The organism is Halomonas stenophila, assembly GCF_014192275.1.
GTDB classification, from domain to species: Bacteria; Pseudomonadota; Gammaproteobacteria; order Pseudomonadales; family Halomonadaceae; genus Halomonas; species Halomonas stenophila.
Window position 1 is genome coordinate 299,883 of sequence record NZ_JACHXR010000005.1, and the last position, 23,275, is coordinate 323,157.

At 66.4% G+C, this 23,275-nt stretch carries 21 protein-coding genes; 9 read left to right on the forward strand and 12 right to left on the reverse strand.

The genetic code is table 11. The features are described 5' to 3' along the window. The first annotated feature begins 230 nt into the window (after positions 1 to 230). Complete coding sequence (locus FHR97_RS11440) at positions 231 to 1,139, forward strand: DMT family transporter (RefSeq protein WP_183383931.1); 909 nt, start codon at positions 231 to 233, stop codon at positions 1,137 to 1,139. A 17-nt stretch (positions 1,140 to 1,156) separates the two neighbouring features. Here FHR97_RS11440 and FHR97_RS11445 read toward each other — a convergent pair whose 3' ends face one another. From FHR97_RS11445 to FHR97_RS11465, 5 genes are all read right to left on the reverse strand, one after another. After that, complete coding sequence (locus FHR97_RS11445) at positions 1,157 to 2,071, reverse strand: MurR/RpiR family transcriptional regulator (RefSeq protein ID WP_183383932.1); 915 nt, start codon at positions 2,069 to 2,071, stop codon at positions 1,157 to 1,159. Positions 2,072 to 2,221: 150 nt separating this feature from the next. Then, entirely contained in the window at positions 2,222 to 3,682 is a 1,461-nt protein-coding gene (locus FHR97_RS11450) for an NCS1 family nucleobase:cation symporter-1 (protein ID WP_183383933.1), read from the reverse strand. A 160-nt stretch (positions 3,683 to 3,842) separates the two neighbouring features. Then, positions 3,843 to 4,631, reverse strand: coding sequence for an aspartate/glutamate racemase family protein (locus FHR97_RS11455; RefSeq protein WP_183383934.1), 789 nt, complete (start codon positions 4,629 to 4,631; stop codon positions 3,843 to 3,845). Positions 4,632 to 4,747: 116 nt separating this feature from the next. Further along, positions 4,748 to 6,142, reverse strand: coding sequence for an NCS1 family transporter (locus tag FHR97_RS11460; RefSeq protein ID WP_183383935.1), 1,395 nt, complete (start codon positions 6,140 to 6,142; stop codon positions 4,748 to 4,750). A 116-nt stretch (positions 6,143 to 6,258) separates the two neighbouring features. Then, complete coding sequence (locus FHR97_RS11465; protein ID WP_183383936.1) at positions 6,259 to 7,005, reverse strand: aspartate/glutamate racemase family protein; 747 nt, start codon at positions 7,003 to 7,005, stop codon at positions 6,259 to 6,261. Between the two features lie 738 nt (positions 7,006 to 7,743). Between FHR97_RS11465 and puuE the strand changes: the two genes are divergently transcribed. Continuing rightward, positions 7,744 to 8,682 carry an allantoinase PuuE gene (gene puuE, locus FHR97_RS11470; RefSeq protein WP_183383937.1) on the forward strand — a complete coding sequence of 313 codons (939 nt, stop codon included), beginning with the start codon at positions 7,744 to 7,746 and terminating at the stop codon, positions 8,680 to 8,682. A gap of 125 nt (positions 8,683 to 8,807) precedes the next feature. On the opposite strand, the gene FHR97_RS11475 is transcribed toward puuE, so the two are convergent. Then, positions 8,808 to 10,256, reverse strand: a complete 1,449-nt coding sequence (locus FHR97_RS11475; RefSeq protein ID WP_183383938.1) for a YfcC family protein — start codon at positions 10,254 to 10,256, stop codon at positions 8,808 to 8,810. A 431-nt stretch (positions 10,257 to 10,687) separates the two neighbouring features. On the opposite strand from FHR97_RS11475, the gene FHR97_RS11480 reads away from it, so the two are divergent. Further along, positions 10,688 to 11,221 carry an ureidoglycolate lyase gene (locus tag FHR97_RS11480; protein ID WP_183383939.1) on the forward strand — a complete coding sequence of 178 codons (534 nt, stop codon included), beginning with the start codon at positions 10,688 to 10,690 and terminating at the stop codon, positions 11,219 to 11,221. Then, positions 11,218 to 12,054, forward strand: coding sequence for a bifunctional allantoicase/(S)-ureidoglycine aminohydrolase (locus FHR97_RS11485; protein WP_183383940.1), 837 nt, complete (start codon positions 11,218 to 11,220; stop codon positions 12,052 to 12,054). The genes FHR97_RS11480 and FHR97_RS11485 overlap by 4 nt, the downstream gene beginning before the upstream one ends. 301 nt (positions 12,055 to 12,355) lie before the next feature. Here the strand turns inward: FHR97_RS11485 and FHR97_RS11490 are convergent, their stop codons facing one another. The 6 genes from FHR97_RS11490 to FHR97_RS11515 form a co-directional block, all read right to left on the reverse strand. Further along, positions 12,356 to 13,051 (reverse strand): GntR family transcriptional regulator, encoded by a 696-nt coding sequence (locus FHR97_RS11490; RefSeq protein WP_183383941.1) that lies wholly within the window; start codon positions 13,049 to 13,051, stop codon positions 12,356 to 12,358. Between the two features lie 118 nt (positions 13,052 to 13,169). After that, positions 13,170 to 13,934 (reverse strand): aspartate/glutamate racemase family protein, encoded by a 765-nt coding sequence (locus FHR97_RS11495; protein WP_183383942.1) that lies wholly within the window; start codon positions 13,932 to 13,934, stop codon positions 13,170 to 13,172. Positions 13,935 to 14,043: 109 nt separating this feature from the next. After that, positions 14,044 to 15,324, reverse strand: coding sequence for a TRAP transporter large permease (locus FHR97_RS11500; protein ID WP_183383943.1), 1,281 nt, complete (start codon positions 15,322 to 15,324; stop codon positions 14,044 to 14,046). After that, positions 15,321 to 15,878 carry a TRAP transporter small permease gene (locus tag FHR97_RS11505; RefSeq protein WP_183383944.1) on the reverse strand — a complete coding sequence of 186 codons (558 nt, stop codon included), beginning with the start codon at positions 15,876 to 15,878 and terminating at the stop codon, positions 15,321 to 15,323. Before FHR97_RS11505 ends, FHR97_RS11500 begins: the two co-directional genes overlap by 4 nt. Continuing rightward, entirely contained in the window at positions 15,875 to 16,873 is a 999-nt protein-coding gene (locus tag FHR97_RS11510) for a TRAP transporter substrate-binding protein (protein WP_183383945.1), read from the reverse strand. The genes FHR97_RS11505 and FHR97_RS11510 overlap by 4 nt, the downstream gene beginning before the upstream one ends. Before the next feature lie 182 nt (positions 16,874 to 17,055). Continuing rightward, the gene (locus FHR97_RS11515) at positions 17,056 to 17,754 is read right to left on the reverse strand and encodes a GntR family transcriptional regulator (RefSeq protein ID WP_183383946.1); all 699 of its coding nucleotides are present in this window, start codon (positions 17,752 to 17,754) and stop codon (positions 17,056 to 17,058) included. Between the two features lie 146 nt (positions 17,755 to 17,900). On the opposite strand from FHR97_RS11515, the gene FHR97_RS11520 reads away from it, so the two are divergent. The 5 genes from FHR97_RS11520 (at position 17,901) to hydA (ending at position 23,274) form a co-directional block, all read left to right on the forward strand. After that, on the forward strand, positions 17,901 to 18,668 hold the full coding sequence (locus FHR97_RS11520) for a maleate cis-trans isomerase family protein (RefSeq protein WP_183383947.1): 768 nt from the start codon (positions 17,901 to 17,903) through the stop codon (positions 18,666 to 18,668). Positions 18,669 to 18,756: 88 nt separating this feature from the next. Beyond that, complete coding sequence (locus FHR97_RS11525) at positions 18,757 to 19,800, forward strand: TRAP transporter substrate-binding protein (protein WP_221187776.1); 1,044 nt, start codon at positions 18,757 to 18,759, stop codon at positions 19,798 to 19,800. Positions 19,801 to 19,852: 52 nt separating this feature from the next. After that, positions 19,853 to 20,479 (forward strand): TRAP transporter small permease subunit, encoded by a 627-nt coding sequence (locus FHR97_RS11530; RefSeq protein WP_183383948.1) that lies wholly within the window; start codon positions 19,853 to 19,855, stop codon positions 20,477 to 20,479. Next, complete coding sequence (locus tag FHR97_RS11535; RefSeq protein WP_183383949.1) at positions 20,476 to 21,777, forward strand: TRAP transporter large permease; 1,302 nt, start codon at positions 20,476 to 20,478, stop codon at positions 21,775 to 21,777. Before FHR97_RS11530 ends, FHR97_RS11535 begins: the two co-directional genes overlap by 4 nt. A gap of 66 nt (positions 21,778 to 21,843) precedes the next feature. Then, a complete protein-coding gene (hydA, locus tag FHR97_RS11540) occupies positions 21,844 to 23,274 on the forward strand; it encodes a dihydropyrimidinase (RefSeq protein WP_183383950.1) in 1,431 nt (476 codons plus the stop codon). Position 23,275: the final 1 nt, after the last annotated feature.

Here is a 23,275-nt window from a genome sequence, read left to right on the forward strand (position 1 = left end):
TACGAAGCTGCATGAGGATGTGCCTTGCAGCGTCCGGCGAGTGGTATACGACATTTAATGAAACAATAATTTCTTTGATAGCTATCATTGAAAAAATAGTACTATCGGGAATGGTTGCCCTTGCCGTCCCGTCGATCCGGCATCAGAGGGATGATGACCCTGTCACCAGGGAACCTTCCTGTAGTCGGCGGCGGCCGGGCGACTGGGCTGGTCACCAGGGGAGGGAATGAATGCAGGATGAGTCGAATCAACGCGTCCGGATCTGGCAGGGAGGGCTGCTGGCGCTGCTGGCCACCACGATCTGGGCGGGCAACTTCGTCGCCGCTCGGGCCGCTTCGGCCAGCATCGATCCCATCGCTCTCTCCTTCCTGCGTTGGAGCCTGGCCACGGCATTGCTGTTGCCGTTCGTGGCGAACCGTTTGCTTGCGGCTCGGCGGGCTCTGGCGGTGAGCTGGAAAGGGATCGTGATGGCCTCCTTCTTCGGCATCACCGCCTTCAATACGAGTGTCTACATTGCCGGGAACCATATCGGTGCCACCCATATGTCCCTGGTGAACGCCGCCGCACCGATCCTCATCCTCTTGCTGTCGGTGAGTCTCCTCGGGGAGCGGGTGTCCTGGGTAGGGGGGCTGGGCATGCTGCTGGCGGCCGGCGGCATCCTGTTGTCTGCGCGGGATGGAGGCTCCGCCGATCTGACCGTGGACATGGGGCGTGGGCTGGCTTGGATGACCCTGGCGGCCAGTTGTTTCGCGATCTACACGGTGATGTTTCGGCGGTTACTCGGGAGGCTGCCCTTCATGGTCCTGGTCGGGAGTTCCTTCCTGACAGGAACCTTGCTGCTGCTCCCGCTGTTCGCTTGGCGAGTCGCCGTCGTGGGCATGCCGGAATGGAGTGGCCAGAACCTCTTTCTCATCGGGTATGCGGGCATCGCGGCGTCGTTGGTGGCGTTCGTCTGCTGGAACCGGGCCGTGGCTCTGATCGGTGCCGCTCAGGCCGGATACGTCTATTACCTGGTGCCGTTCCTGAGTGCGGCGCTCTCGGTCGTCTTTCTCGGTGAACTGCCGGGCCCCTGGACGCTGGTCGCCGCCCCCCTGGTGATCCTGGGCATCGTGCTCGCGGTCCGCGATGGCAGGCGCTAGTTGTCGCGGGACGCCGGTCAGTCGAAGTCCCGGACCTGCTCGTGGGCGATCTCGATGTCCTCCAGGCGAACGCGGCCCGACTTGCCGGTCAGTCGCACCGCCTGGACGCTGAGGTAGTGGATGAGCCCCATGGGGCCGACATAGGTATGGAAGAGGAAGCTGCTCGAGATGTCGCAGCTGAGCGTCCAGGTGGCAACGGGTTTCTTGTCGCTGGACAGCGAGTCCGTCAGATAGAGCACGGGCACCCCTCGCTCATGGGCGGCGTGCATGACGCGCTCTAGCTCCGGGACACGGCGACGCATGCCCACCGCGATCAGGAGATCGTCTTCTCCGAACTCCGTGACATGCTCGCCGAACGTTTCCCCGGGATGGGGGAGCAGGTGGACCTGCTGTCGGAACTGAATGAACTGCCAGCGCGCATAGGCGGCCATGAAATAGCTGTTTCGAAAGCCGACCAGCCAGATGCGGCGCGCCTCGACGATGCGGTGCAGGGCGGCCTCGATGTCCGCCTCATTCAGTTGCTCGAAGGTCCGCGTCAGAGCCGCGACATGATCGCTCAGGAACGACTGGCTTTCCGAGGGCAGCGGCGACGAGTCCTGCTGACGCTCATGCAGATAGATCGGTGAGCCCCATTGCTTGATATCGCGGACCAGGCGGCGAGCCTCCTCGAAGTTGGTAAAGCCTAACCGCTTGAAGAGCCGCGATGCGGCGGCCTTGGACACTCCCGCTAGCCTGGCCAGTTCGGTGGCGTTATAGGCCGATAGCTCGCCCGGGAAATCGAGGATCAGCTCGGCGAGCTTGCGTTCGCTGGAGGGTAGCTCGGAGAGGTGTTCCTGGATTCTGGCTTCCAGGGAACGGGGTCTTTCCGGGGTGGTCGGGGCCTTGCCGTTCATCATCGGTCCTCTTGGCAGCGAGGCGTAGTGGTGCATCATGCGATTGTCGCGGGAGACGGCATCACGCCCGTCGTTTCCTCAACCTAACACAGAAGCGCCGGCCCTGAAATTTCAATTTCAGGGCCGGCGACTAACGTGGCTGTCTGATTGGTTCGGATTCGCCGTGCACCTTGCGCGAACGGGCTGGCCTCATTCCGCTAAGCGAGCGCCTTTCGTCGCGGTGCCGTGACCGCGCATCAGCAGATAGTAGAAGAGCCCGCCCAGGGCGGCGCCGATCAGCCAGGCATAGCCGCCGAGCGCCTCGAGCGCCGGGACCCACACCGAGGAGATCGAGAACAGGGCGGCCAGGGCGAAGGCGCCGATGGCCCGCTTGTTCCAGCCCTTGAGGTAGTAGTAGGCCCCGTCGGGATCGGCGGTGAACATGTCCTGGATGTTCAGGCGCTGGCGCTTCACCAGGTAGTAGTCCACCACGATGATCCCGTAGAAGGGCGCCACGATGGCTCCCAGGGCATTGACGAAGCCGGCGATGCCGATCTGGCTGATCACCGAGACCCACAGCGCCCCGACGAAGAAGGCCACCAGCGCGGTGATCAACCCGCCGATACGGAAGCTGATCTTGCCCGGGAAGAGGTTGGCCAGGTCATAGGCCGGCGGGATGAAGTTGGCGACCAGGTTGATGCCCACGGTGGCGGCGAAGAAGGTGATCGCCGCGATGATCGTCAGCGGCAGGGAGTCGACCCGCTCGATGATGTCCGAGGGGTTGGTCAGGGTCTCGCCGAACAGCGCCAGGGTGCCGGCGGTGATGATCAGGGCGATGAAGGAGAAGAAGGCCACGTTGAGCGGCAGGCCCAGCAGGTTGCCGAGCTTCATTTCTCGCTCGCTCCTGACGAAGCGCGAGAAGTCGCCGAAGTTGATCACCACGGCGGCGAAGTAGGCGATCATGGTGCCGGTGATCGCCAGGAAGGCGGTCACGGAGCTGCCTTCATACTCGCTGCTGCCGCTGAAGATGGTGCTCACCGCGGGCAACAGCTCGCTGCCGGCCTGGAGCCAGACGATGATCATCAGGGCGATCATCACCACATAGACCATGGGGCCGGCCCAGTTGAGGAAGTGCTTGATCTTGTCGATGCCTTGCCAGAACAGCGCCATCTGGAAGCACCAGACGATCACGAAGGACACCCAGCCCACGGCGGACATGCCCAGCCAGGATCCGCCGGGGTCGCCGAAGAGCGCGGTGATCAGCAGCGCCACCGCCGTGGAGGCGAAGTAGGTCTGCACCCCGTACCAGAAGATGCCGATGATGGCACGCAGCATGGCCGGGAAGTTGGCCCCGCGCACCCCCATGCTGGAGCGGATCATCACCGGGAAGGGCACGCCGTACTTGACGCTCGGCTTGCCGGTCAGGTTGACCAGCACCATGACCACGAAGCCGGCGAGGATGATCGCCGCCATCACCGCCCAGCCGTTGAGGCCGTAGGAGATGAACAGCGAGGCCGCCAGGGTGTAGCCGAACAGGCTCTGGATGTCGTTCGACCAGACATTGAAGATCTCGAACCAGCCCCAGGAGCGGTTGGCTTTCTTGATCGGTGCCAGGTCGTCGTTGTAGAGGCTATGGTCGATGTGCCGGATTTCCAGCTCTTTGTCCGTCATGTCCGTCATGAGAGAGGCCTTGCCTTCTTATTGTCGGGAAAGGCCCTCCCGGTGGGGAAGGCCGCGGAGTGGGTGATGCCATCACCCTCAGTGTAGGGGGAATGCGCCGGCGGGGCGTGCCGCGAGCCGACCTGCCCTGCCGGCATCCGGTGGGCGTCGGTCACTCGCCCTGGATGGCTCCGACGGCCGCGCGGGCCGCGGCATTGACGGCGACGACCAGCGGGACCTCGAAGCGGGGCTGCAGCCGGAGGGCGGAGGCCGACAGCGGACCACCGCCCATGATCACGGCCTGGGCTCCGTCCTCGTCGATGGAGGCCTGCACCGCTTCGGCCAGGGCTGCATCGAGAGCCTCGGGCGATTGCACCAGCTCGGTGGGGTCGCCGGGGGTGACCCTGACGCCACGGTAGAGGTGCTCGTAGCCGAGGGACGCGGCCTTCTGGCGGAACGACTCGATGAGCGCCTCGTCAGGCGTCACGGTGACGATGCCGAATTCGCGATCACCACGCGCCGCCTCATGAAACACTTCCTCGCCGATACCGAAGACGGGGAGGTCGACTTCGGCCCTGAGTTCCTCGAGACCGGGGTCGCTGAAGGCCGAGACGATGATGGCGGCTACCCGCTCATCGCGGGCGGCCTCGATGCCGATGGCGACGACGCCTGGCGTGGCGTCCACCATGTCCTGGGGCGTGGTCAGCAGGGCCGGGGCGCCGGTGTTGCTGCGCTCGATCACGGTCGCCACGCCCTCCGTCTCGAGCCGGGCGAGGTCGGCCATCGAGCGGGTGGCATCGGCATTCGAGTTGGGGTTGATCAGCACGATGGCTCGGTCGGCCTCGGTGTCATCCGCGGCGCTCACCTGCTGGGCCGGTGCGACGGCGGCGCCGAGGCAGGCGCCCAGCAGGCCATAGGTGGCCAGCTTGCGGCCTGCGGTGGAGAAGGGGAGCTTGAGCATGTTGGGAGGACTCCGTTCGTTGTCATTCTTGTCGGGAGAAACCACCGACGGGAAGCGAGCTGCCCGTCGGTGGGGAAGTCCCGAGACGGCGCCCCGGCTATCCGGGCGCCTCTCGATCAGCTGCGGAAGCGCTGGCAGGGGGCCCAATGCTTCATCAGCAGGTAGTAGGTGAGGCCGGCCGGAATCAGGCTGGCGTACCAGGAGACCGCCGAGAAGCTCAGGGCGGCGGCGATACCCACCGCGGTGGCGATCAGGGCCGCATAGTTGACGCCCTGGTAGGGGCCGTTCTCGTCATACAGCTTGTCGAGGTCCAGGGTGCGGCGACGGATCAGGAAGTAGTCCACCACCAGGACGGCGAAGATCGGGCCGAGGAAGGCCGAGTAGGTCTGCACGAAGAGCTGCAGGCCGGCGGCGGAGTCGGGCTGCACCAGCTTCCAGGGGAAGGTGGCGAAGGCCAGCAGGCCGACAAGCACGGTGGCCACCGGGAACTTCATCTTGAACACCTCCATCAGCACATAGGTCGGCGGCACCACGTTGTTGAGCACGTTGGTGGTGACCTGGGCGAAGGCGATGAACAGCAGGGTGGCCATCAGCAGCGGGGTGTTGTCCACGGCGTTGGTGAACACCTGGATGGGGTCGGCGGTGCCGGTGGCCTCGGAGACCATGAAGCCGATCAGGCCCATGAACAGGGTGCAGGGGAGGATGGACATGGCGTAGATGGTGGTGAGCAGCCCCGTGCCGGTGCCCTTCTTGTGCTCGCGGGCATAGTCGCTGACGTTGAGCATCATGGTGCTGTAGATGCCCAGGAACAGCATGGTGGCGCCCCAGAAGGGCATGCCCCAGGAGCCTTCCATGGTCAGCAGGCTGGCGGAGAGCTCGTCGCCGTAGAGCTGCACCGTGGAATAGAACATGTAGACCAGCGAGGCGAGGATGAAGGCGCTGCCGATGTTCTCCAGCCACTTGATGCCCTGGAAGCCCATCACCGACAGGCCGATCTGCAGGAACTGGAAGGTGATGAAGAAGAAGATCAGGTTGTCGAAGCCGAACAGGGTCGCCGAGACCATGTTCAGGGCGCCGGCACCGATCCAGCTCTGGAAGCCGTACCAGACGATGGCGGGCACGGCGCGCACCAGCCCCGGCAGGCGGGTGCCGGCGAAGCCGAAGGCGCTGCGTGCCTGGACCATGAAGGGGATGCCGTACTTGTAGCCGGCGGCGCCGTTCAGGGCCAGGGCGATGCCGATCACGAAGCAGCCGATGGCGATGGCCAGGGTGGCCTGGACCAGGTTGAGGGTGCCGACCACGCTGGAGCCCATGGCGAAGGTGCCGATGGAGACGCAGCCGCCGAACCAGGCCAGGAAGTAGGAGGCCCGCCCCATGATGCGGGTCTGCTGGGGCGCGAGGGATTCCTGGCCGGGGGCCTTGTGGCCCGAGCTGGCCTCCGGGGGTGCGGTGCCGGCCGGGATGGCCGGGGTGGCCGTGGTGGCCGGAGTGTGGCGAGTGGAATTGCTCATCTCGGTGTCCTCGCAAGTGTCTGCTTGACTTGTGGTTGTTGTCCGGCCTGGTCAGGGCGCGGGTGCTCTTGCGGTATCGCGCGTGGCGATGGGTCAGTACGGGTCGGCCATTGCCATCATGCGCCAGGCGTCAGGCCCGACAGGTGCTCGAAGCGGCCGGTAAAGGGCTTGGGCCGAGGGAAGGCCAGATCGCCATGCTTGCTGGTGCCGAGGCCCAGGCCGACCAGCGATTCGGCCAGCTTGACCGCGGCGGTGACGCCCTCGACCACCGGCAGGCCCACCGCCTCGCCGATCTCGTCGGTGAGGTCGGCCATGCCGCCACAGCCCAGCACGATGGCACCGATGCCGTCCTCGTCCCGGGCCCGGCGGCCTTCGGCGATGATCCGGGAGAGGGCGGCGTCGCCGTCGTCCTCGAGGTCGAGCACCGGGATCTCCGCGGCTCGCACCCGGCGGCAGTGATGGCGGAAGCCGTACTGCTCGAGCAGGTGCTCGGCGATGATGCCGGTGCGCCCCAGGGTGGTCACCACCGAGAAACGGGTGCTGATCAGGGCGGCCATATGGAAGGCGGCCTCGGCGATGCCGATGACCGGGGCCCGGGTCAGTTCCCGTGCCGCCAGCAGGCCGGGGTCGCCGAAGCAGGCGATCACATAGGCATCGGCCCCGTCGCGCTCGCCGGCCATCACCTCCTCGAGTACGCCCACGGCGCTGATGGCCTCGTCGAAATGGCTCTCGATGGAAACCGGGCCATGGGCCGGTTGGGTGGCGCTGATCACCGTCCCGGGGGCGGCGATCCCCTGGGCGGCGGCACCGATGGTCTCGGTCATGCCGCGGGTGGTGTTGGGATTGATGACGCGTATGTGCATGGAAAGCTCCGTCGGGGGGTTATTCTTGTGAACAAAGATTTTTGTCTTTGTACACAAAGTAGGCGCGACTCCCGCCAAAAATCAAGGTCTCGCCCCATCGCGTGCTGGCGCATGGTTCCTCATGAAATCAATGGGTTGCGTAATGGCTAAGAATAAATAGTGAAAAATCTATATTGTATACATTAATTGATGACTATTTTTGCGATGATAAAGCAGATTAATGGCTAAAAACATGTATACACTTTTGAAGGGCCCGACTGCTTCGGCCCGTGACGGCAGAGGTCGCCTTGGGAGCGGCCGCCATCGGGCCAGGAGACAGCGGCGGTCGGGACCGGATAACAAAACGGCTGGCGGGAGGGATTGATTTTTTGTATACAAAGTACGAGGCTGAAGACAGTCACCGCAAAGGAGGGCGCCTGCGCCTGCTGATGCTCAACGGCAATACCAGCCAGGCCAGGACCGACTGGATCGCCGGACGAGCCCGGGCCTTCTGTGGCGACCAGGTCGAGGTGCAGGCCGAGACCGCCGCGCGGTGCCTCTACCGCCTCGCGGCGAGATCGCACCCTGGCAGCCGCCGGCCTGCCTCAGAGCCTGGCGCCGATGCGCCTGGCGGAGGGCGGAATGCCCCCTTGAACATGGAGTGGGTACACTCTATTCTATTTCTGTATACAGTTGATGTCGCTCACCCTCGCGCCCCGGCGCCGTCGAGCGCTCACAGAACAAGAAGGACGCATCGCCATGACCTCACCGACCCGCAACGATTACCCCCGCGACCTGATCGGCTATGGCCGCACGCCCCCCCAGGCCAACTGGCCCGGCAAGGCGAGGATCGCCGTGCAGTTCGTGCTCAACTACGAGGAGGGCGGCGAGAACTGCGTGCTCCATGGCGACAGTGGTTCCGAGCAGTTCCTGTCCGAGATCATCGGTGCCGAGGCCTATCCCGATCGCCACCTGAGCATGGAGTCCATCTACGAGTATGGCTCCCGGGCGGGGGTGTGGCGGATCCTGCGCGAGTTCGAGCGTCGCGGCCTGCCGCTGACCGTGTTCGGCGTGGCCATGGCCCTGGAGCGTCACCCCGAGGTCGCCCAGGCCTTCAAGGAGCTCGGCCACGAGATCGCCTGCCACGGCTATCGCTGGATCCACTACCAGCAGGTGCCCGAGCACATCGAGCGCGAGCACATGCAGCGGGCCATCGAGATCTTCGAGTCGCTCTATGGCGAGAAGCCGCTGGGCTGGTATACGGGGCGCGACAGCCCCAATACCCGTCGCCTGGTGCTTGACGAGGGCAGCTTCCTCTACGACAGCGACTACTACGGCGACGACCTGCCGTTCTGGACCCGCGAGACCGACAGCCAGGGCCAGACACGGTCGCACCTGGTGGTGCCCTACACCCTGGATACCAATGACATGCGCTTCGCCGCGCCCCAGGGCTTCAACACCGCGGATCACTTCTTCACCTACCTGCGCGATGCCTTCGACGTCCTCTACGCGGAAGGCGAGGACACGCCGAAGATGCTCTCGGTGGGCATGCACTGCCGGCTGCTCGGTCGCCCCGGGCGCTTCCGCGCGCTGCAGCGCTTCCTCGACCATATCGAGGCTCACGATCGCGTCTGGGTGACCCGGCGCGTGGACATCGCCCGCCACTGGGCCGAGCACCATCCGGCTCCCCGGGGCTGAGGCAAAGACAGATGTCGGCGCGGGCGCTCATCCCAACGGCAAGCGCCGTGCCGGGTCTCCGAGGTGAACTTCGGAGCCCGACACGGCGCCTGGCAGGGTCTGCTAGCCCATGGGACCTGGCGGCGTCAGCCGACCCACTGGGTGGCCTGGGCGAACATCAGGAAGCCCAGGGAAATCAGCACCCAGGTGCAGAACAGCGGGAAGAAGAACTTGACCCATTTCTGCCAGGGCACACCGGCCAGCGCCAGGGTCGCCATGAAGTAGCCGGAGGTGGGGTAGAGGATATTGCCGATCCCGTCGCCCAGCTGGTAGGCGAGTACCGCGGTCTGACGGGTGACGCCGATGAGATCGGCCAGCGGTCCCATGATCGGCATGGTGACCAGGGCTTGTCCGCTGCCGGAAGGCACCACGAAGTTGAAGCCGAGCTGGGCGAAGTACATGCCGATGGCCGACAGCAGGGTGGGCAGCTCGCCGACCAGGTTGCCGAGCCCGAAGACCAGGGTGTCCATGATCTGGCCATCCTCGAGTACCACGGCGACGCCGCGTGCCACGCCGGCGATCATGGCGCCCACCAGCACATCGCGGAAGCCCTTGTTGAAGCCCTCGCAGATGTCCACGGTGGTCAGGCCGGCGATCAGGCCGACGACGATCCCCATGATGATGAACAGCCCGGCCATCTCCATCATGAACCAGCCCTGGGCCAGCACGCCATAGACCAGCAGGGCGAGGAAGGCGAAGGTCGCCAGGGCGGCCAGCTTCTGGCGAGGCGAGGCGGTCAGGGCGCCCTCGGTGGTGGCGTGCTGATAGGTATGGCGTTTCTCGGCCTCGGCCGGGTCATCCAGCATCAGGCTCTGGGTCGGATCGTGCTGAACCCGGCGGGCATAGCGCATCACGAAGAAGATGCCGGCGCCCAGCACGGCGGCGAACGCCAGGGCACGCAGGCCGAAGCCGGAATAGAGCGGCAGGTTGGCGAGCTGCTGGCCGAGCCCCGTGTTGATGGGGTTGAGGACGCCGGTGGTGAAGCCCGCGGTGGTGGCGCAAAGCGCCACGGCGACGGCCGTCACCGAGTCGAAACGCAGGGCGATCATCAGCGGCAGTATGACGGGCACATAGACCAGGGCCAGTTCCTGGGTGCCGATGATGGTGGCAATCACCGCGAATACCGTCATCAAGACCGGAATCATCAGCAGCCGCTGGTTGGCGAACTTGCGGCTCAGCTTGTCGACGCCGATCTCGATGATGCCCGTGCGCCTGAGCACCATGAACATGCCGCCGATCATGAAGGTGAAGAACACCACCTGGCCGGCGCTCATCAGGCCGTTGGGGATCGCCAGCATGAAGTCCGTCAGCCCGACCGGCGTCGACTCGACGAACTGGAAGGATTCGGCGTCGATGGTGGTGCGGCCATTCGGCCCCGGGATGCGCTCGTACTCGCCGGCCGGCACGAAGTAGGTGGCGATCGACGCAAGAGCAATGAAAAAGAACAGGATCACATAGATGTGGGGGATCTGAAGCGCTCGCTTGGGCTTGTTGTCGGCGACTTCGGCTGCACCGGCTTGAGGTTGTTGAGACATGCGGGACCTCGGGTTGTTGTTGGATCTCGGGGGAGCCGCATCATCGCCCTTGCCGGGCGGATGGGCTCGGGACATCGCGTGGGTACCGGTCGCTGAGGGGTTGCCGGTCCTCACGAATGAAGTGGTCACTTGATTAGTCGCGACCGACGCTGTGGGTCGCGAGCGTTGTCGTGCGTCCTCCTCTTTGGCTGTCGAGTCATTGCCGGATTGAAGCTCAATGTGGAAGGAATTTCCACAATTATTTTTTCATCAATCTGTCGATATTGAAATTTCCGTTTCGACGGCTAAGATGGTCGTACGGGCTGACCCGAAGGTCAATGGCCGTTGCTGGGGAGGTTCCGCCTCGAGCTCGGCCCCCGTCGCCATTGGCAGTCCGTCTGGACCGTCTGCCATGCCCGGGAGGGGTGGTCATCTCACAGAGAGGAGGTTGTATGCTGGAACTCGAGGCCCGTCCCCTGACCCCGGAGGCCTTCGCGCCGTTCGGCGACGTGATCGATACGCGCACGTCCGACTACTTCCATATCAACGCCGGTCGCACCCGGCGCTACCACGACCTGGCCAGGGTCGAGACCCTGGGCGAGCAGGCCAGGGCGCTGATCAGCATCTTCGTCAGCCAGCCCATCGAGGTGCCGCTCGAGCTGTCGTTCCTGGAGCGCCATCCCCAGGGCAGCCAGGCCTTCATGCCGCTGCACGAGGAACGTTTCCTGGTGGTGGTGGCGCCGCCCGGCGACACGATCGATCCGAACGCGGTACGTGCCTTCGTCACCGACGGCCGCCAGGGCGTCAACTACCGGGCCGGCACCTGGCATGCCATCCAGTCGGTGCTGGGGTGCGAGGGCGAGTTCCTGGTGGTGGATCGTGGCGGCGAGGGCAACAACTGCGACGAGTACCCCATCGACATCCGCGTGACCCTGCCGGAAGGCTTGGCCGTCGCGTCTACCAGCGAACAAGAGGAAACCCCATGAGCCAGCGTCAGTACTATGCCCCCCAGGGTGGCCACCCCGGCCAGAAGGTGATGACCACCGACCGCGCGATGTTCACGGAGGCCTTCGCGGTCATTCCCAAGGGCGTCTATCGTGACATCGTCACCAGCAAGCTGCCTCACTGGGAGAACACCCGCCTGTGGGTGCTGTCGCGTCCGCTGTCCGGCTTCGCCGAGACCTTCTCCCAGTACATCATGGAAGTCTCCCCCGGCGGCGGCAGCGAGCGTCCCGAGAGCGACCCGGGCGCCGAGGGCGTGCTCTTCGTGGTGGAGGGCGAGATGGTGCTGACCATCGCCGGCGAGAAGCATCGCATGGAGCCCGGCGGCTATGCCTTCATCCCGCCGGGCAGCGACTGGCAACTGCGCAACGAGTCCGATGCCCCGGTGCGTTTCCACTGGATCCGCAAGGCCTACGAGTTCGTCGACGGCATCGAGGTGCCCGAGGCCTTCGTGGTCAACGAGAACGACATCGCGCCGACGGTGATGCCGGACTGCAACGAGGTCTGGGCCACCACCCGCTTCGTCGACCAGGACGACCTGCGTCACGACATGCACGTGACCATCGTCACCTTCCAGCCCGGCGGCGTGATTCCCTTCGACGAGACCCACGTCATGGAGCACGGCCTCTACGTGCTCGAGGGCAAGGCGGTCTACCACCTCAATCAGCAGTGGGTCGAGGTCGAGGCCGGCGACTACATGTGGCTGCGCGCCTTCTGCCCGCAGGCCTGCTACGCGGGTGGCCCGGGCCCCTTCCGTTACCTGCTCTACAAGGACGTCAACCGGCATATGGCGCTGCCCTACAGCAAGCGTCGTTGAGTCAGCACGGATTTATTGCTGCGCTCGACGACCCACATGGACGTGGGAAGTGCGTTGGCCCGTCCGGAACGGGCCTAGCGATCCTGGCCGCCGGCGGTGCCGAGGCGTCGGACCGTCGCCATCCTCATGTAGCAGGCTACACTCCGGTGGCTGTGCTCCGGCGGCGACCAGCCTCTCTTCGCTCGCGACATAAATCCGCACTACTCAAAATGTTTCTTTAGGCTCTCAGGCTTTGCCTGGGATATGCGACACCCGCCCTTCGGCGGGTGTCGTCGTTCATGGAGAGGGGGGAGGGGCGTCGTCAGCTGCGATTGATATCGGTGATGGAGTCGCCGGTGTGCTGGACGTGGTCGGCCAGCAGGCGCCGGGCGCGCTCGCCGTCCCGGGCCTTGAGTGCCTCGAGGATGGCGCGGTGCTCGTCGGTGGATTCCTGCCAGCGGCCGATGCGGTCCAGCGCCAGGTAACGGGCTCGCTCGAGACGGCCGAGCAGGCGGCGGTGGGTCTCCTCGAGGACCGGGTTCTTGGCGCCCGCCACCAGCTGGGCGTGGATGCGCTGGTTGAGTTCGAAGTAGGCGTCCCGGTCGCCCTTCTCGTGGAGCTTCTCGAGGCGCTCCTGCAGGGCCTCGAGCTGCTTGAGTTCGGTGTTGGTCATGCGCTCGGCGGCCAGGGCCACGGCCAGGCTCTCGATGCCGGCCTCCACCTCGAAGAGGTGTTCGAGCTCCCGGGGATCGATGCGGGTGACCACGGCGTTGCGGTTGCGGCGGGTGGCGATCAGTCCCTCGCTGGCCAGCATGCGCAGGGCCTCGCGCAAGGGGGTGCGCGAGATGCCCAGCTGGTCGCAAAGGGCCGGCTCGACGATCCGCTCGCCCGGCGCCAGCTCGCCGTGGACGATCATCCGCTGCAGCACCCGGTAGGCCTCCTGGGCGAGCGAGGTGGTCTGGATGCGTCGCCGGTTGGCGGTATCGTCGGCGACGGGCGCCTCGGTGTCCGTGGTCATGGGCATGGTCTCCTTGGGTCGAGGGGTCGCGAGGCTCGAGGGCCAGGATGCGTACAGTATACGGTGTCCGGACGCGAGCCGAGAAGGCCGCCGGCCCGCCGCGACGGCGGGCCGGAGATCAGGCGCCCTGGGTGGCGAGCGGCTGGCGGCCGACCAGGCGTGACAGGGCGTCGGTCAGGCCCCGGCAGTCCTTGGTGGGGGGAGCGGCGAAGCTGCCGCCGCTGGGGGCGGTGGGCGCCAGGTCGACCATGGCCTGGGCCTGGTGGAGGGCGCAGGTCACCCCGTCCAGGGCCGGCACCGGCAGGCGGTGCGCCACCGTGCGGGCCAGCCCCGCCAGGGGAGCGCCGGCCAGGATCAGCACGTCGGCGCCGTCGTCGGCCACGGCGCGCTCGGCCAGTGCGACCAGGCGCTCGCCCTGGTCCTCCTGGACGTGGCCGATATGGGCCAGCGGTTCGTCGAGGGCGCGGATGCTGGCCAGGCGCTCGGCGAAGCCGTAGGCGGCGATGGTCTCCCGATACCAGGCCTGGATGCGCTGGGAGATGGCGATCACCGAGAAGCGGCTGCCCTGCTGGCAGGCGCTGACCAGGGCGGCCTCGGTCATGCCCACCACCGGGATGGGCAGGATCTCGCGCAGCGCGGTGAGGCCGGGGTCGCCGAAGGCGGCGACCACCACCGCATCGTGCTCTGCATGGGCCTCGGCGGCGACCTGCATGGCGGCATAGCCGCCGATCTGGGCCTCGGCCCGGGTCTCGATATAGGCCACGCCGAAGGGGGCGGTGGCCATGGTCAGCTCGGTGCCGGGCCGGGTGCTGCGCCGCGCCTCGGCCTCGATCAGACGGGTCACGTCCGCGGAGATGTTGGGGTTGATGACCAGAAGTTTCATGGCGTGTTCTCTTGTCGTTCCTTGTTGGCGTCGGTGTTCCAGGCGCAGGGGCCCGGCCCCACCCGTGGGGCGGGGACGCGCGTCGTCTTTCTTTCGTTTCTCGGGGTGGTCAGTAGCCCAGGGCGCGGGGCAGCCAGGTGACGATGCCGGGGAAGGCGATGCAGGCGATCAGCACCACGTACTGGAAGGCGATGAACGGCCAGGCACTCTTCATCAGTTCGTTGAGGCTGAGGTTGGAGATGCCGCACATCACGAACAGCAGTACGCCCACCGGGGGCGTCATCATGCCCACCACCAGGTTCATCACGAACAGGAAGCCGAACAGCAGCGGGTCGATGCCGTAGGCCAGGGCGATGGGTGCCAGCAGCGGCACCAGCATGATGTAGGCGGCGTTGGACTCGATGAACATGCCCACCCCGATCAGCAGGGCCATGACCAGCAGCAGGAACATCAGCGGATCGGAGGTGACGCCCTGGATCCAGTTGGTGAGCTGCATCGGGATCAGGTCGATGGTGAAGGCGAAGGTCATGGTCGAGGCGAAGGCGATCAGGGCTCCGACCATGGCGGCGGTCACCGCCGCGTGGAACATCGCCTTGGGCAGGTCCGACAGGCGCAGCTGGCGGGTCACGAAGAAGCCGATCAGCAGGGCGTAGACCACGGCGATGGCGGCCCCCTCGGTGGGCGTGAAGGCGCCGGCGACGATGCCGCCGACCACCACGATGGGCATCAGCAGGATCGGCAGGGCGCGCCAGGTCTGGACCAGGACGTGCTTGAGCCCGATCTCGCCGCCGGCCAGCGGATAGCCCCGGCGCATCGAGATGAAGCTGGCCAGGCCCATGAAACCCACCGCCAGGATGACGCCGGGCACCACGCCCGCCATGAAGAGCCCGCCCACCGAGACCGAGGAACCGGCCATCAGGGCGTAGACGATCATGGCGTTGCTGGGCGGGATGATGGCGCCCAGGTTGGCGGCCGAGGCGACCACGGCGCTGCTGTAGCCGGTGTCGTACTGCTGGCGCATGGAGGGCACCAGCGAGCTGCCCAGGGCGCTGGCGCTGGCCACGGCGGCGCCGCTGACCGCGGCCAGCACCATGCCGGCGACGATGGCGACGTGGGCCAGGCCGCCGTGGACGCGGCCGATCAGCGAGTTGGCGAAGTCCACCAGGCGCTGCAGGATGCCGGCGGCGACCATCAGCTCGCCGGCCAGCATGAACAGCGGGATGGCCATCAGCGGGAAGCTGTTGACCGAGTGCATCATGCGCTGGGGCAGCACGGCGAAGTCCATGCCGCCGATGTAGAGGCCGACCAGCGAGGCCAGCCCCAGGGCGAAGGCCAGCGGCATGCGCAGCAGGGCGAAGCCCAGGAAGGTGAAGACGATGGCGGGGGTCATGAGTCATTCCCTCCTTGACGGCCGGGGGGCGCGCTGGACAGCGGCTCGAGCCGAGCGGCCTGGGCGATCAGATGCAGGCAACCGTGGCCGGCACAGATCAGCACGGCGATGTAGAAGACGGCGGCGGTGATCGGCAGGGTCGGCATCAGCTCCTGCCACTTGTCGGCCACGGCGCCGAGGCTGATCCAGAACAGTGCCGCCATGAACACGGCGGCGATCAGCGCCATCAACTGCGCCAGCCGGTCCTGGAGGGCCTTCGGCAGCAGGCTGACCAGGGCGTCGATGCCCACGTGGATGCCCACCTTGATGCCGTGGGGGATGGCCAGGAAGATCGCCCAGACGAAGAACAGGCGCGACAGCTCGTCGGCGGAGTCGATGGAGGTGCCGAGCACGTAGCGGGCGAACACCTGGGCCGAGACCAGCAGGGTCATCAGGCCCATGGCCACCAGGATGGCGAAGTAGGAGCTGCGATCGAGCAACGCCAGGACGTGCAGGAAATGGCGCTTGAAGGGGCTGGAGGCATACGCCTCCAGCCGGTGCCAGACGGGTGTCATGACGCGAGCTCCTCGAGCACCCGGTCGACGATGTCCGCGCCGATCTTGTCGCGCAGGTCATCGACCACGCCCTGGCTGGCCTCACGCAGGGCGCCGCGGGTCTCGTCGTCGATGGGGGTGAACTCCATGCCGCGCTCGATCAGCGTCTCGCGGGCGGCCTCGTCCTCGTCGGCGGCGGTCTGACGCTGCCAGGCCACGGCCTCGTCCATGGCGGCCTGCACGGCCTGCCGCTCTTGCTCGCTCAGCGATTCGAACTTGTCGCGGTTGGCGACCACCACGATGTAGTCGTAGAAGTGGCCGGTGTCGGAGAGGTGCTGCTGCACCTCGTCGAGCCGCTTGGTGCTGATGATGCTGTAGGGGTTCTCCTGGCCGTCCAGTACGCCCTGCTGCAGGGCCCCGTAGACCTCGTTGATGTCCATGGAGACCGGGTTGGCGCCGATGGTGCGGAAGGTGTCCAGGTGGGTCTGGTTGGGTTGCAGGCGGATCTTGAGGTCCTGGAAGTCTTCCAGCGACTCGAGGGGTCGCACGTCGTTGGTGACGTGGCGGAAGCCCAGCTCCATGTAGCCCAGGGCGGTGAAGCCGGCCTCGGCGAGCTTCTCGTCGAGCAGCTCGCCGATCTCGCCGTCGATCAGCGCGAAGGCGTCCTCGCGATTGTCGAAGGCGAAGGGCAGGCTCAGGGCCTCGAGCTCCGGTACGGTGCGCGACAGATAGGAGACCCCGATCCAGGTGCCCATGATGGCGCCGGAGGCGACCTGGTCGACGTTCTCGCCGGCGCCACCGAGCTGCATGTTGGGGAACAGCTGGGCGGTCAGCTCGCCGTCGGTGCGCTCGGCGAGCTGCTCCTGGAAGATCGCCATGGCGCGGCTGCTGGAGTGGTCATCGGTGAAGTTGCCGCCGAAGCGCAGGGTGTCGGCACTGGCCATCAGCGGCGAACCGAGACCGAGGGCGAGCAGCAGGCTGGTGGAGATCCGGGTGATGCGCGTTGTTGTTGTCATGCGGTTTTCCTTCGCGGTGGGTGGCGGTGGATGCGCCCGGGGCGCGGTCAAGGAAAACCATAGGTCAGGATATGGATAAATACAAAATACAGAATACGATTTTTTTATTAATACATAAAAATCATAGAGTTGAATATTTGTATTTATCGGCATTGTCCGTCTCGCTGTGCCGCACCACGCCCTCAGGCACCGCCCAGTCCCTGGATCACCGCATCGCCGGTCCGGCGCATGTGCTCGCGCATGGCGCGTGACAGGGCCTCGCCGTCGCGAGCCTCCAGGGCGGCCAGTATCTCGCCGTGTTCCCGGGCCGACTCCTCCCAGCGTCCCAGCTGGAGGTTCGCGGCATAGCGGGCCCGGGTGACCTTCACCGTCAGCGACGTCTCCAGCTCGAGCAGCACGGCGTTGCCGGCGATCTCGGTCAGCCGCCGGTGCAGCTGCTGGTTGAGCGCGAAGTACTCCGGCCGCTCCTGGCGGCGGTAGTGCGCCATCATCCTCTGGTGCAGCTCGCGGATCTCCGCGATCTCGGCCTCGCCGGCGCGGCTCGCCAGCAGCCGCCCGGACAGCCCCTCCAGTTCCACCATGACCTCGAACAGGTCGGCGACTTCCCCCGGCTCCACCTCGGTCACCTTGGCGCCGCGGTTGGGCAGCAGCTCGACGAGCCCCTCGTTGGCCAGCACCTTGAGCGCCTCGCGCAGCGGCGTGCGTGAGACCTCGAAGGTCTCGCAGAGCCGTTTCTCCGAGATTCGGCTGCCCGGTGGCAGCTCGCCCTCCAGCACCATCTCGCGCAGGCGCTCGGCGACCGCCTCGTAGAGCGACAGGCGCCGTAGTCGCGGCTGCGGCGGGGTGTCCTGGCGGGTGGCGAGGTCGGTGGTGTCGTCCATGGAATCTCCTGCGGGTGTCGCGGCCGAGGTGGGGGGCGGGCCGTGGGATGAAAAGTGTACTTGCAAAATCTCGGACTTGTGCAACGCTTGGGTTCGTGTATTTTGAATTCAAAATGCAGGATACGATAAAAACAAGGATTTCGCCCATGAACCGAACCCTCATCGGCATGCTGACGCCGTCCTCCAACACCGTGCTGGAGCCCTACACCGCGGCCCTGCTGCACGAGCTGATGCCCGAGGTGACCGCCCACTTCCAGCGCTTCACGGTCAAGGAGATCTCGTTGAGCGAAGCGGCGCTCGCGCAGTTCGATCCCGCCCCGCTGCTGGAGGCCGCCCGACGGCTCAACGACGCGCGTATGGACGTCATCGCCTGGAACGGCACCTCGGCCAGCTGGCTGGGCTTCGAGACCGATAGCAAGCTGTGCGCCGCCATCACCGAGACCACCGGGGTGCCGGCCACCACCAGCGTGCTGGCGCTCAACGAGGCGCTCGAACGCAGCGGGGTGACCCGGCTGGGGCTGGTGACGCCCTACCTCGACGACATCCAGGCGGCGATCGTCGCCAACTATGCAAAGGCGGGCATCGAGGTGGTCGCCGAGCGCCACCTAAACGATCGCGGCAACTTCTCCTTCTCCGAATACGATGAGGCCACCCTGGCGCGGATGGTGCGCGAAGTGGCAAAGGCCAGGCCCCAGGCCATCACCATTCTGTGCACCAACCTGCGCGGCGCGCGCATCGTGCCCGAGCTGGAGCGGGAGCTCGGCATCCCCATCTACGACTCGGTCAGCGTGACGGTATGGAAGACGCTCGCCCTGGCCGGCGTCGATCCCGCCCGGATCGTGGGCTGGGGGCAACTCTTCCAGGACCCGCGCCTGGCGGCGCAGGCCCGGGAGGCGCTAACGCGTATCTCGTAGATGCGATTTTGAAACAGGCACTGAGACAGGCAAGACGCAACGGCAAGACCACCAACAATCCCAATCAAGAGGTGACCCGATGCCAACCATGACTCCCAAGGCAATCGCACTGGGCGTGTCGCTGGCCGGCGGCATGCTGCTCGGCGGGCTGGCCCAGGCCGAGACCATGCTGCGTACGGTCGGCAACTTCTCCGGCAACAAGCTCCACGTGGAGGAGGTCGAGCGGCCCTTCTTCAGCGAGCTCGATGCCCGCGACGACCTGGCGGTCGTCTACAACCCCATGGACGCCATCGGCGTCGAGGCGGCCGACGCCCTGCGCCTGATCCGCTCCGGCGCCTTCGACGTGATGTCGGTGCAGATCGGCATGGCCTCGCGGGACGAGCCCTTCTTCGAGGGCATCGACCTGGCGGGCGTGGCCGCCGGTCTCGATGCCCAGCGCGAGGCGGTCGACGCGGTACGCGAGACGTTCGATGCGCGTCTGCAGGAACGCTTCAACGCCAAGCTGATGACGCTCTGGCCCTTCGGGCCGCAGATGATGTTCTGCAACGGCGACATCGACGGCGTCGAGGACCTGGAAGGCAAGAAAGTGCGCGTCTTCACACCCTCCATGTCCCGCCTGGTGGAGGGGCTCGGGGCAACACCGGTGACCCTGCAGTTCAGCGAGGTCTACCTGGCCCTGCAGCGCGGCGTGGCCGATTGCGGCGTGACCGCGCCCTCCGCCGGCAACAACGGCAAGTGGCCCGAGGTCACCGACACCTTCGTGCCGCTGCCGCTGGCCTACTCGGTGCAGGGCCACTTCATGAACCTCGATACCTGGAACAGCTTCAGCGAGGCCCAGCAGCGCGAACTCACCGAGGCCTTCGCCCGCCTGGAGGACCAGATGTGGGAGCTGGCCTACGACGTCAACGATGACGCCATCGCCTGCAACACCGGCCAGGACAGCTGCGCCAGCCACGAGGCCTACGACATGGACCTGGTAGAGATCGACCCGGACTCCCGTCAGCTGGTCGAGACGATCACCAGCGAGGCGGTGCTGCCGGTGTGGGCCGAGACCTGCAGCCGGCAGTATGACGCCTGTGTCGAGGACTGGAACGCCACCGTCGGCGAGGCCGCCGGCCTGACCATCCAGTAAGCGTCGTCAACCCGCGCCCCGGCCGTGGCCGGGGCGCCCGTGGAGGTGCCCGATGGTATCCCGGAGTCCCTACTGGTTCGCCCGCCGACTGGCCCATGGCGCCGCCGTCGCCGCCGGCTATGGTGCGCTGGGCCTGTCGCTGCTGATCACCTTCGAGGTGATCGCTCGCAAGCTCTTCAACTTCTCCCTGCAGGGCGTCGACGAGATCGGTGGCTACGTGCTGGCGATCGGCGTCTCGTTCAGCTTCGCCTACGCCCTGCTGCATCGCGCCCACACCCGGGTCGATGTGCTGATGTCACGTCTGCCGGGCCCCGTCCAGGCCCCCCTCAACGCCGCGGCCATGCTGCTGCTGGCCGGCTTCTCGCTGTTCATGCTGTGGCGGGCCGTCGAGACGCTGCACGAGACGCTGGAGTTCGGCAGCCTCGCCAGCACCCCGCTGCAGACCCCGCTGTGGATCCCGCAGAGCCTGTGGGTCCTGGGGCTGGGGGTCTTCGCCGTGTTGACCAGCCTGCTCGCCCTGCATGCCATGGGACAGCTCGTGACCGGTCGATTCCGTGCGCTCAACCGGGATTACGGTCCCCGCAGCGCCCGGGATGAGCTCGACGAGGCCCGGCATGACTACGCTCGGCAGGATCAGGCCGACGACATGACCACCACGCCGCAGGGGAATCCGTCATGATCACCGCAATCGAGGTCCTGGTGGGCTTTGTCATCATGCTGGGCATGATGGCGGCCGGCATCCACGTGGCGGTGGCCATCTTCTCGGTGGCCGCCCTGGGCACCCTGATGTACCTGGGCACGCCGCTGCTGTTCTCCTTCGGCGATGCCCTCTGGGGGACGCTCAACGACTTCATCCTCACCGCCATCCCGCTGTTCATCCTGCTGGGGGAACTGCTGCTGCGTAGCGGCATCACCGAGCGGATGTACAGCGCGCTCTCGGTGTGGCTGAACCGCATGCCCGGGGGACTGCTGCACACCAATATCGGCGCCTCCTCGGTGTTCGCCGCCATGTCCGGCTCCTCGGTGGCCACCGCCGCCACCATCGGCACCGTGGCACTGCCGGCCTTCGCCGAGCGCGGCTACAGCGAGCGCCTGGCGCTGGGCACCCTGGCCGCCGGGGCGACGCTGGGCATCCTGATCCCCCCCAGCATCAACATGATCATCTACGGGGCCATCACCAACACCTCCATCGGCAAGCTGTTCATCGCCGGGATCCTCCCGGGCCTGGCCTTGGCCGGGGCCTTCATGCTGGCGATCATGGCCTTCAGCCTGCTGCGCCCGGGCGTGGCCGGCGAGCGCGAGCCGCGGGCCTCGCTGCGCGAGCGACTGGCGTCGCTGGTGGATCTGCTGCCGCCGGCCTTCGTCTTCGCCATCGTCATCGGCAGCATCTACAGCGGCTGGGCCACGCCCACCGAGGCCGCGGCGCTGGGGGTGGTCGCGGCCCTGGTGCTGGCGGCGATGAATCGCAAGCTCACCCTGACCATGCTCCACGAGTGCTTCCTGTCGATGGCCCGTACCACGGCGATGATCATGCTGATCATCGTGGCGGCGTTCTTCCTCAACTACATCGTGGGCATCCTCGGCATTCCTCACACCCTGACCCAGTGGGTCGCCGACCTGGGGCTGTCGCCGCTGGGCCTGATCCTGGCGCTGGTGATCTTCTACCTGGTGCTGGGCTGCTTCCTCGAGACGCTGTCGATGATGATCGCCACCGTGCCCATCGTGGTGCCCATGGTGGTGCAGTTCGGCTTCGACCCGGTGTGGTTCGGCATCTTCCTGGTGGTCATGATGGAGATCTCGCTGATCACCCCGCCCATCGGCATGAACCTCTACGTGGTCCAGGGCGTACGCGGCCGCGGCTCCATCGGCGATGTCATGATCGGCAGCCTGCCGTTCCTCGCCATCATGCTGCTCTTCGTGCTGCTGATCACGCTCTGGCCCGGCCTGGTGCTATGGCTCCCCAACGCCATGGGCTAGGCCATGCCTGACGCCCGTTTAGAACTCCTTTCCCAACACCCTGACACTCCCGACGAGGCACACGACATGTCACGCTTCGATACCCTGATCACCAACGGCCTGATCATCACCGCGGCCGACCGCTACACCGCCGACATCGGCCTCAAGGACGGGCGCATCGTCGCCCTGGGCCAGGACCTGGGCGAGGCCGAGGAGGTCATCGACGCCCGGGGCCTGTGGGTGATGCCCGGCGGCGTCGATGCCCACTGCCACCTGGACCAGCCGCTCGGCGACGGCGCGGTGATGGCCGACGACTTCGAGAGCGGCACCCGCTCGGCGGCCTGCGGCGGCACCACCACGGTGATCCCCTTCGCCGCCCAGCAGAAGGGCCACAGTCTGCGCGCCGCGGTGGGGGACTACCACCGGCGCAGCGAGGGCAAGGCCTTCGTCGACTATGCCTTCCACATGATCGTCACCGATCCCACCGAGACGGTGCTCAAGGAGGAGCTGCCGGCGCTGATCGAGGAGGGCTACAGCTCCTTCAAGATCTACCTGACCTACGACGACCTCAAGCTCAACGATCGCGAGGTGCTCAGCGTGCTGGCCATGGCCCGGCGCGAGGGCGGCATGGTGATGGTGCACGCCGAGAATGCCGACTGCATCGCCTATCTCACCGAGCTGCTCGAGGAGCAGGGCCGGACCGCGCCCTACTACCACGGAGTGGCGCACTCGAGTATCGCCGAGCGCGAGGCCACCCATCGGGCCATCTCGCTGGCCGAGCTGATCGACGTGCCGCTGTTGATCGTGCATGTCTCCGGCCCCGAGGCCATCGAGCAGATCCGCTGGGCCCAGGGTCGCGGCCTGCGGGTCTACGGCGAGACCTGCCCCCAGTACCTGATGCTGACCGCCGAGGACCTGGACCGGGAGGGCTTCGAGGGCGCCAAGTGCGTGTGTAGCCCGCCCCCGCGGGATCCCGCCGCCCAGGAGGCGGTCTGGGAGGCCCTGGAGAGCGGCGTCTTCCAGGTGTTCTCCTCGGATCATGCACCCTTCCGCTACGAGGATCCCCAGGGCAAGAAGCTGCACGGTGAATCGGCCAGCTTCGCGCATATTCCCAACGGCATCCCGGGGCTGGAGACGCGCCTGCCGATCCTGTTCTCCGAGGGGGTGGTCAAGGAGCGCATCGACGCCACCCGCTTCGTGTCGCTGACCGCCACCCAGCCGGCCAAGATCTACGGTCTCTATCCGCGCAAGGGCACCATCGCCATCGGCAGCGACGCCGACCTGACCCTGTGGGATCCCGCCGCCCGCACCACGGTGCGCAACGCCGACCTGCACCATGCCGTGGACTACACCCCCTACGAGGGACTCGAGCTCACCGGCAAGCCGGTGCTGACCCTGTGTCGGGGCCGGGTGGTCTCCAGGGACGGCCGGCCCAGCGCCGAGCCGGGATATGGCCAGTTCCTGAAGTGCGACAAGCCCCAGCCGGCCCGGCCGCGCGGCGCGGCCAAGGGGTTCTGAG

Coding starts and splice junctions, on each gene's coding strand:
- FHR97_RS11440 (WP_183383931.1), top strand. CDS start 231: ATGCAGGATGAGTCGAATCAACGCGTCCGGATCTGGCAGGGAGGGCTG.
- FHR97_RS11445 (WP_183383932.1), bottom strand. CDS start 2,071: ATGATGCACCACTACGCCTCGCTGCCAAGAGGACCGATGATGAACGGC.
- FHR97_RS11450 (WP_183383933.1), bottom strand. CDS start 3,682: ATGACGGACAAAGAGCTGGAAATCCGGCACATCGACCATAGCCTCTAC.
- FHR97_RS11455 (WP_183383934.1), bottom strand. CDS start 4,631: ATGCTCAAGCTCCCCTTCTCCACCGCAGGCCGCAAGCTGGCCACCTAT.
- FHR97_RS11460 (WP_183383935.1), bottom strand. CDS start 6,142: ATGAGCAATTCCACTCGCCACACTCCGGCCACCACGGCCACCCCGGCC.
- FHR97_RS11465 (WP_183383936.1), bottom strand. CDS start 7,005: ATGCACATACGCGTCATCAATCCCAACACCACCCGCGGCATGACCGAG.
- puuE (WP_183383937.1), top strand. CDS start 7,744: ATGACCTCACCGACCCGCAACGATTACCCCCGCGACCTGATCGGCTAT.
- FHR97_RS11475 (WP_183383938.1), bottom strand. CDS start 10,256: ATGTCTCAACAACCTCAAGCCGGTGCAGCCGAAGTCGCCGACAACAAG.
- FHR97_RS11480 (WP_183383939.1), top strand. CDS start 10,688: ATGCTGGAACTCGAGGCCCGTCCCCTGACCCCGGAGGCCTTCGCGCCG.
- FHR97_RS11485 (WP_183383940.1), top strand. CDS start 11,218: ATGAGCCAGCGTCAGTACTATGCCCCCCAGGGTGGCCACCCCGGCCAG.
- FHR97_RS11490 (WP_183383941.1), bottom strand. CDS start 13,051: ATGACCACGGACACCGAGGCGCCCGTCGCCGACGATACCGCCAACCGG.
- FHR97_RS11495 (WP_183383942.1), bottom strand. CDS start 13,934: ATGAAACTTCTGGTCATCAACCCCAACATCTCCGCGGACGTGACCCGT.
- FHR97_RS11500 (WP_183383943.1), bottom strand. CDS start 15,324: ATGACCCCCGCCATCGTCTTCACCTTCCTGGGCTTCGCCCTGCTGCGC.
- FHR97_RS11505 (WP_183383944.1), bottom strand. CDS start 15,878: ATGACACCCGTCTGGCACCGGCTGGAGGCGTATGCCTCCAGCCCCTTC.
- FHR97_RS11510 (WP_183383945.1), bottom strand. CDS start 16,873: ATGACAACAACAACGCGCATCACCCGGATCTCCACCAGCCTGCTGCTC.
- FHR97_RS11515 (WP_183383946.1), bottom strand. CDS start 17,754: ATGGACGACACCACCGACCTCGCCACCCGCCAGGACACCCCGCCGCAG.
- FHR97_RS11520 (WP_183383947.1), top strand. CDS start 17,901: ATGAACCGAACCCTCATCGGCATGCTGACGCCGTCCTCCAACACCGTG.
- FHR97_RS11525 (WP_221187776.1), top strand. CDS start 18,757: ATGACTCCCAAGGCAATCGCACTGGGCGTGTCGCTGGCCGGCGGCATG.
- FHR97_RS11530 (WP_183383948.1), top strand. CDS start 19,853: ATGGTATCCCGGAGTCCCTACTGGTTCGCCCGCCGACTGGCCCATGGC.
- FHR97_RS11535 (WP_183383949.1), top strand. CDS start 20,476: ATGATCACCGCAATCGAGGTCCTGGTGGGCTTTGTCATCATGCTGGGC.
- hydA (WP_183383950.1), top strand. CDS start 21,844: ATGTCACGCTTCGATACCCTGATCACCAACGGCCTGATCATCACCGCG.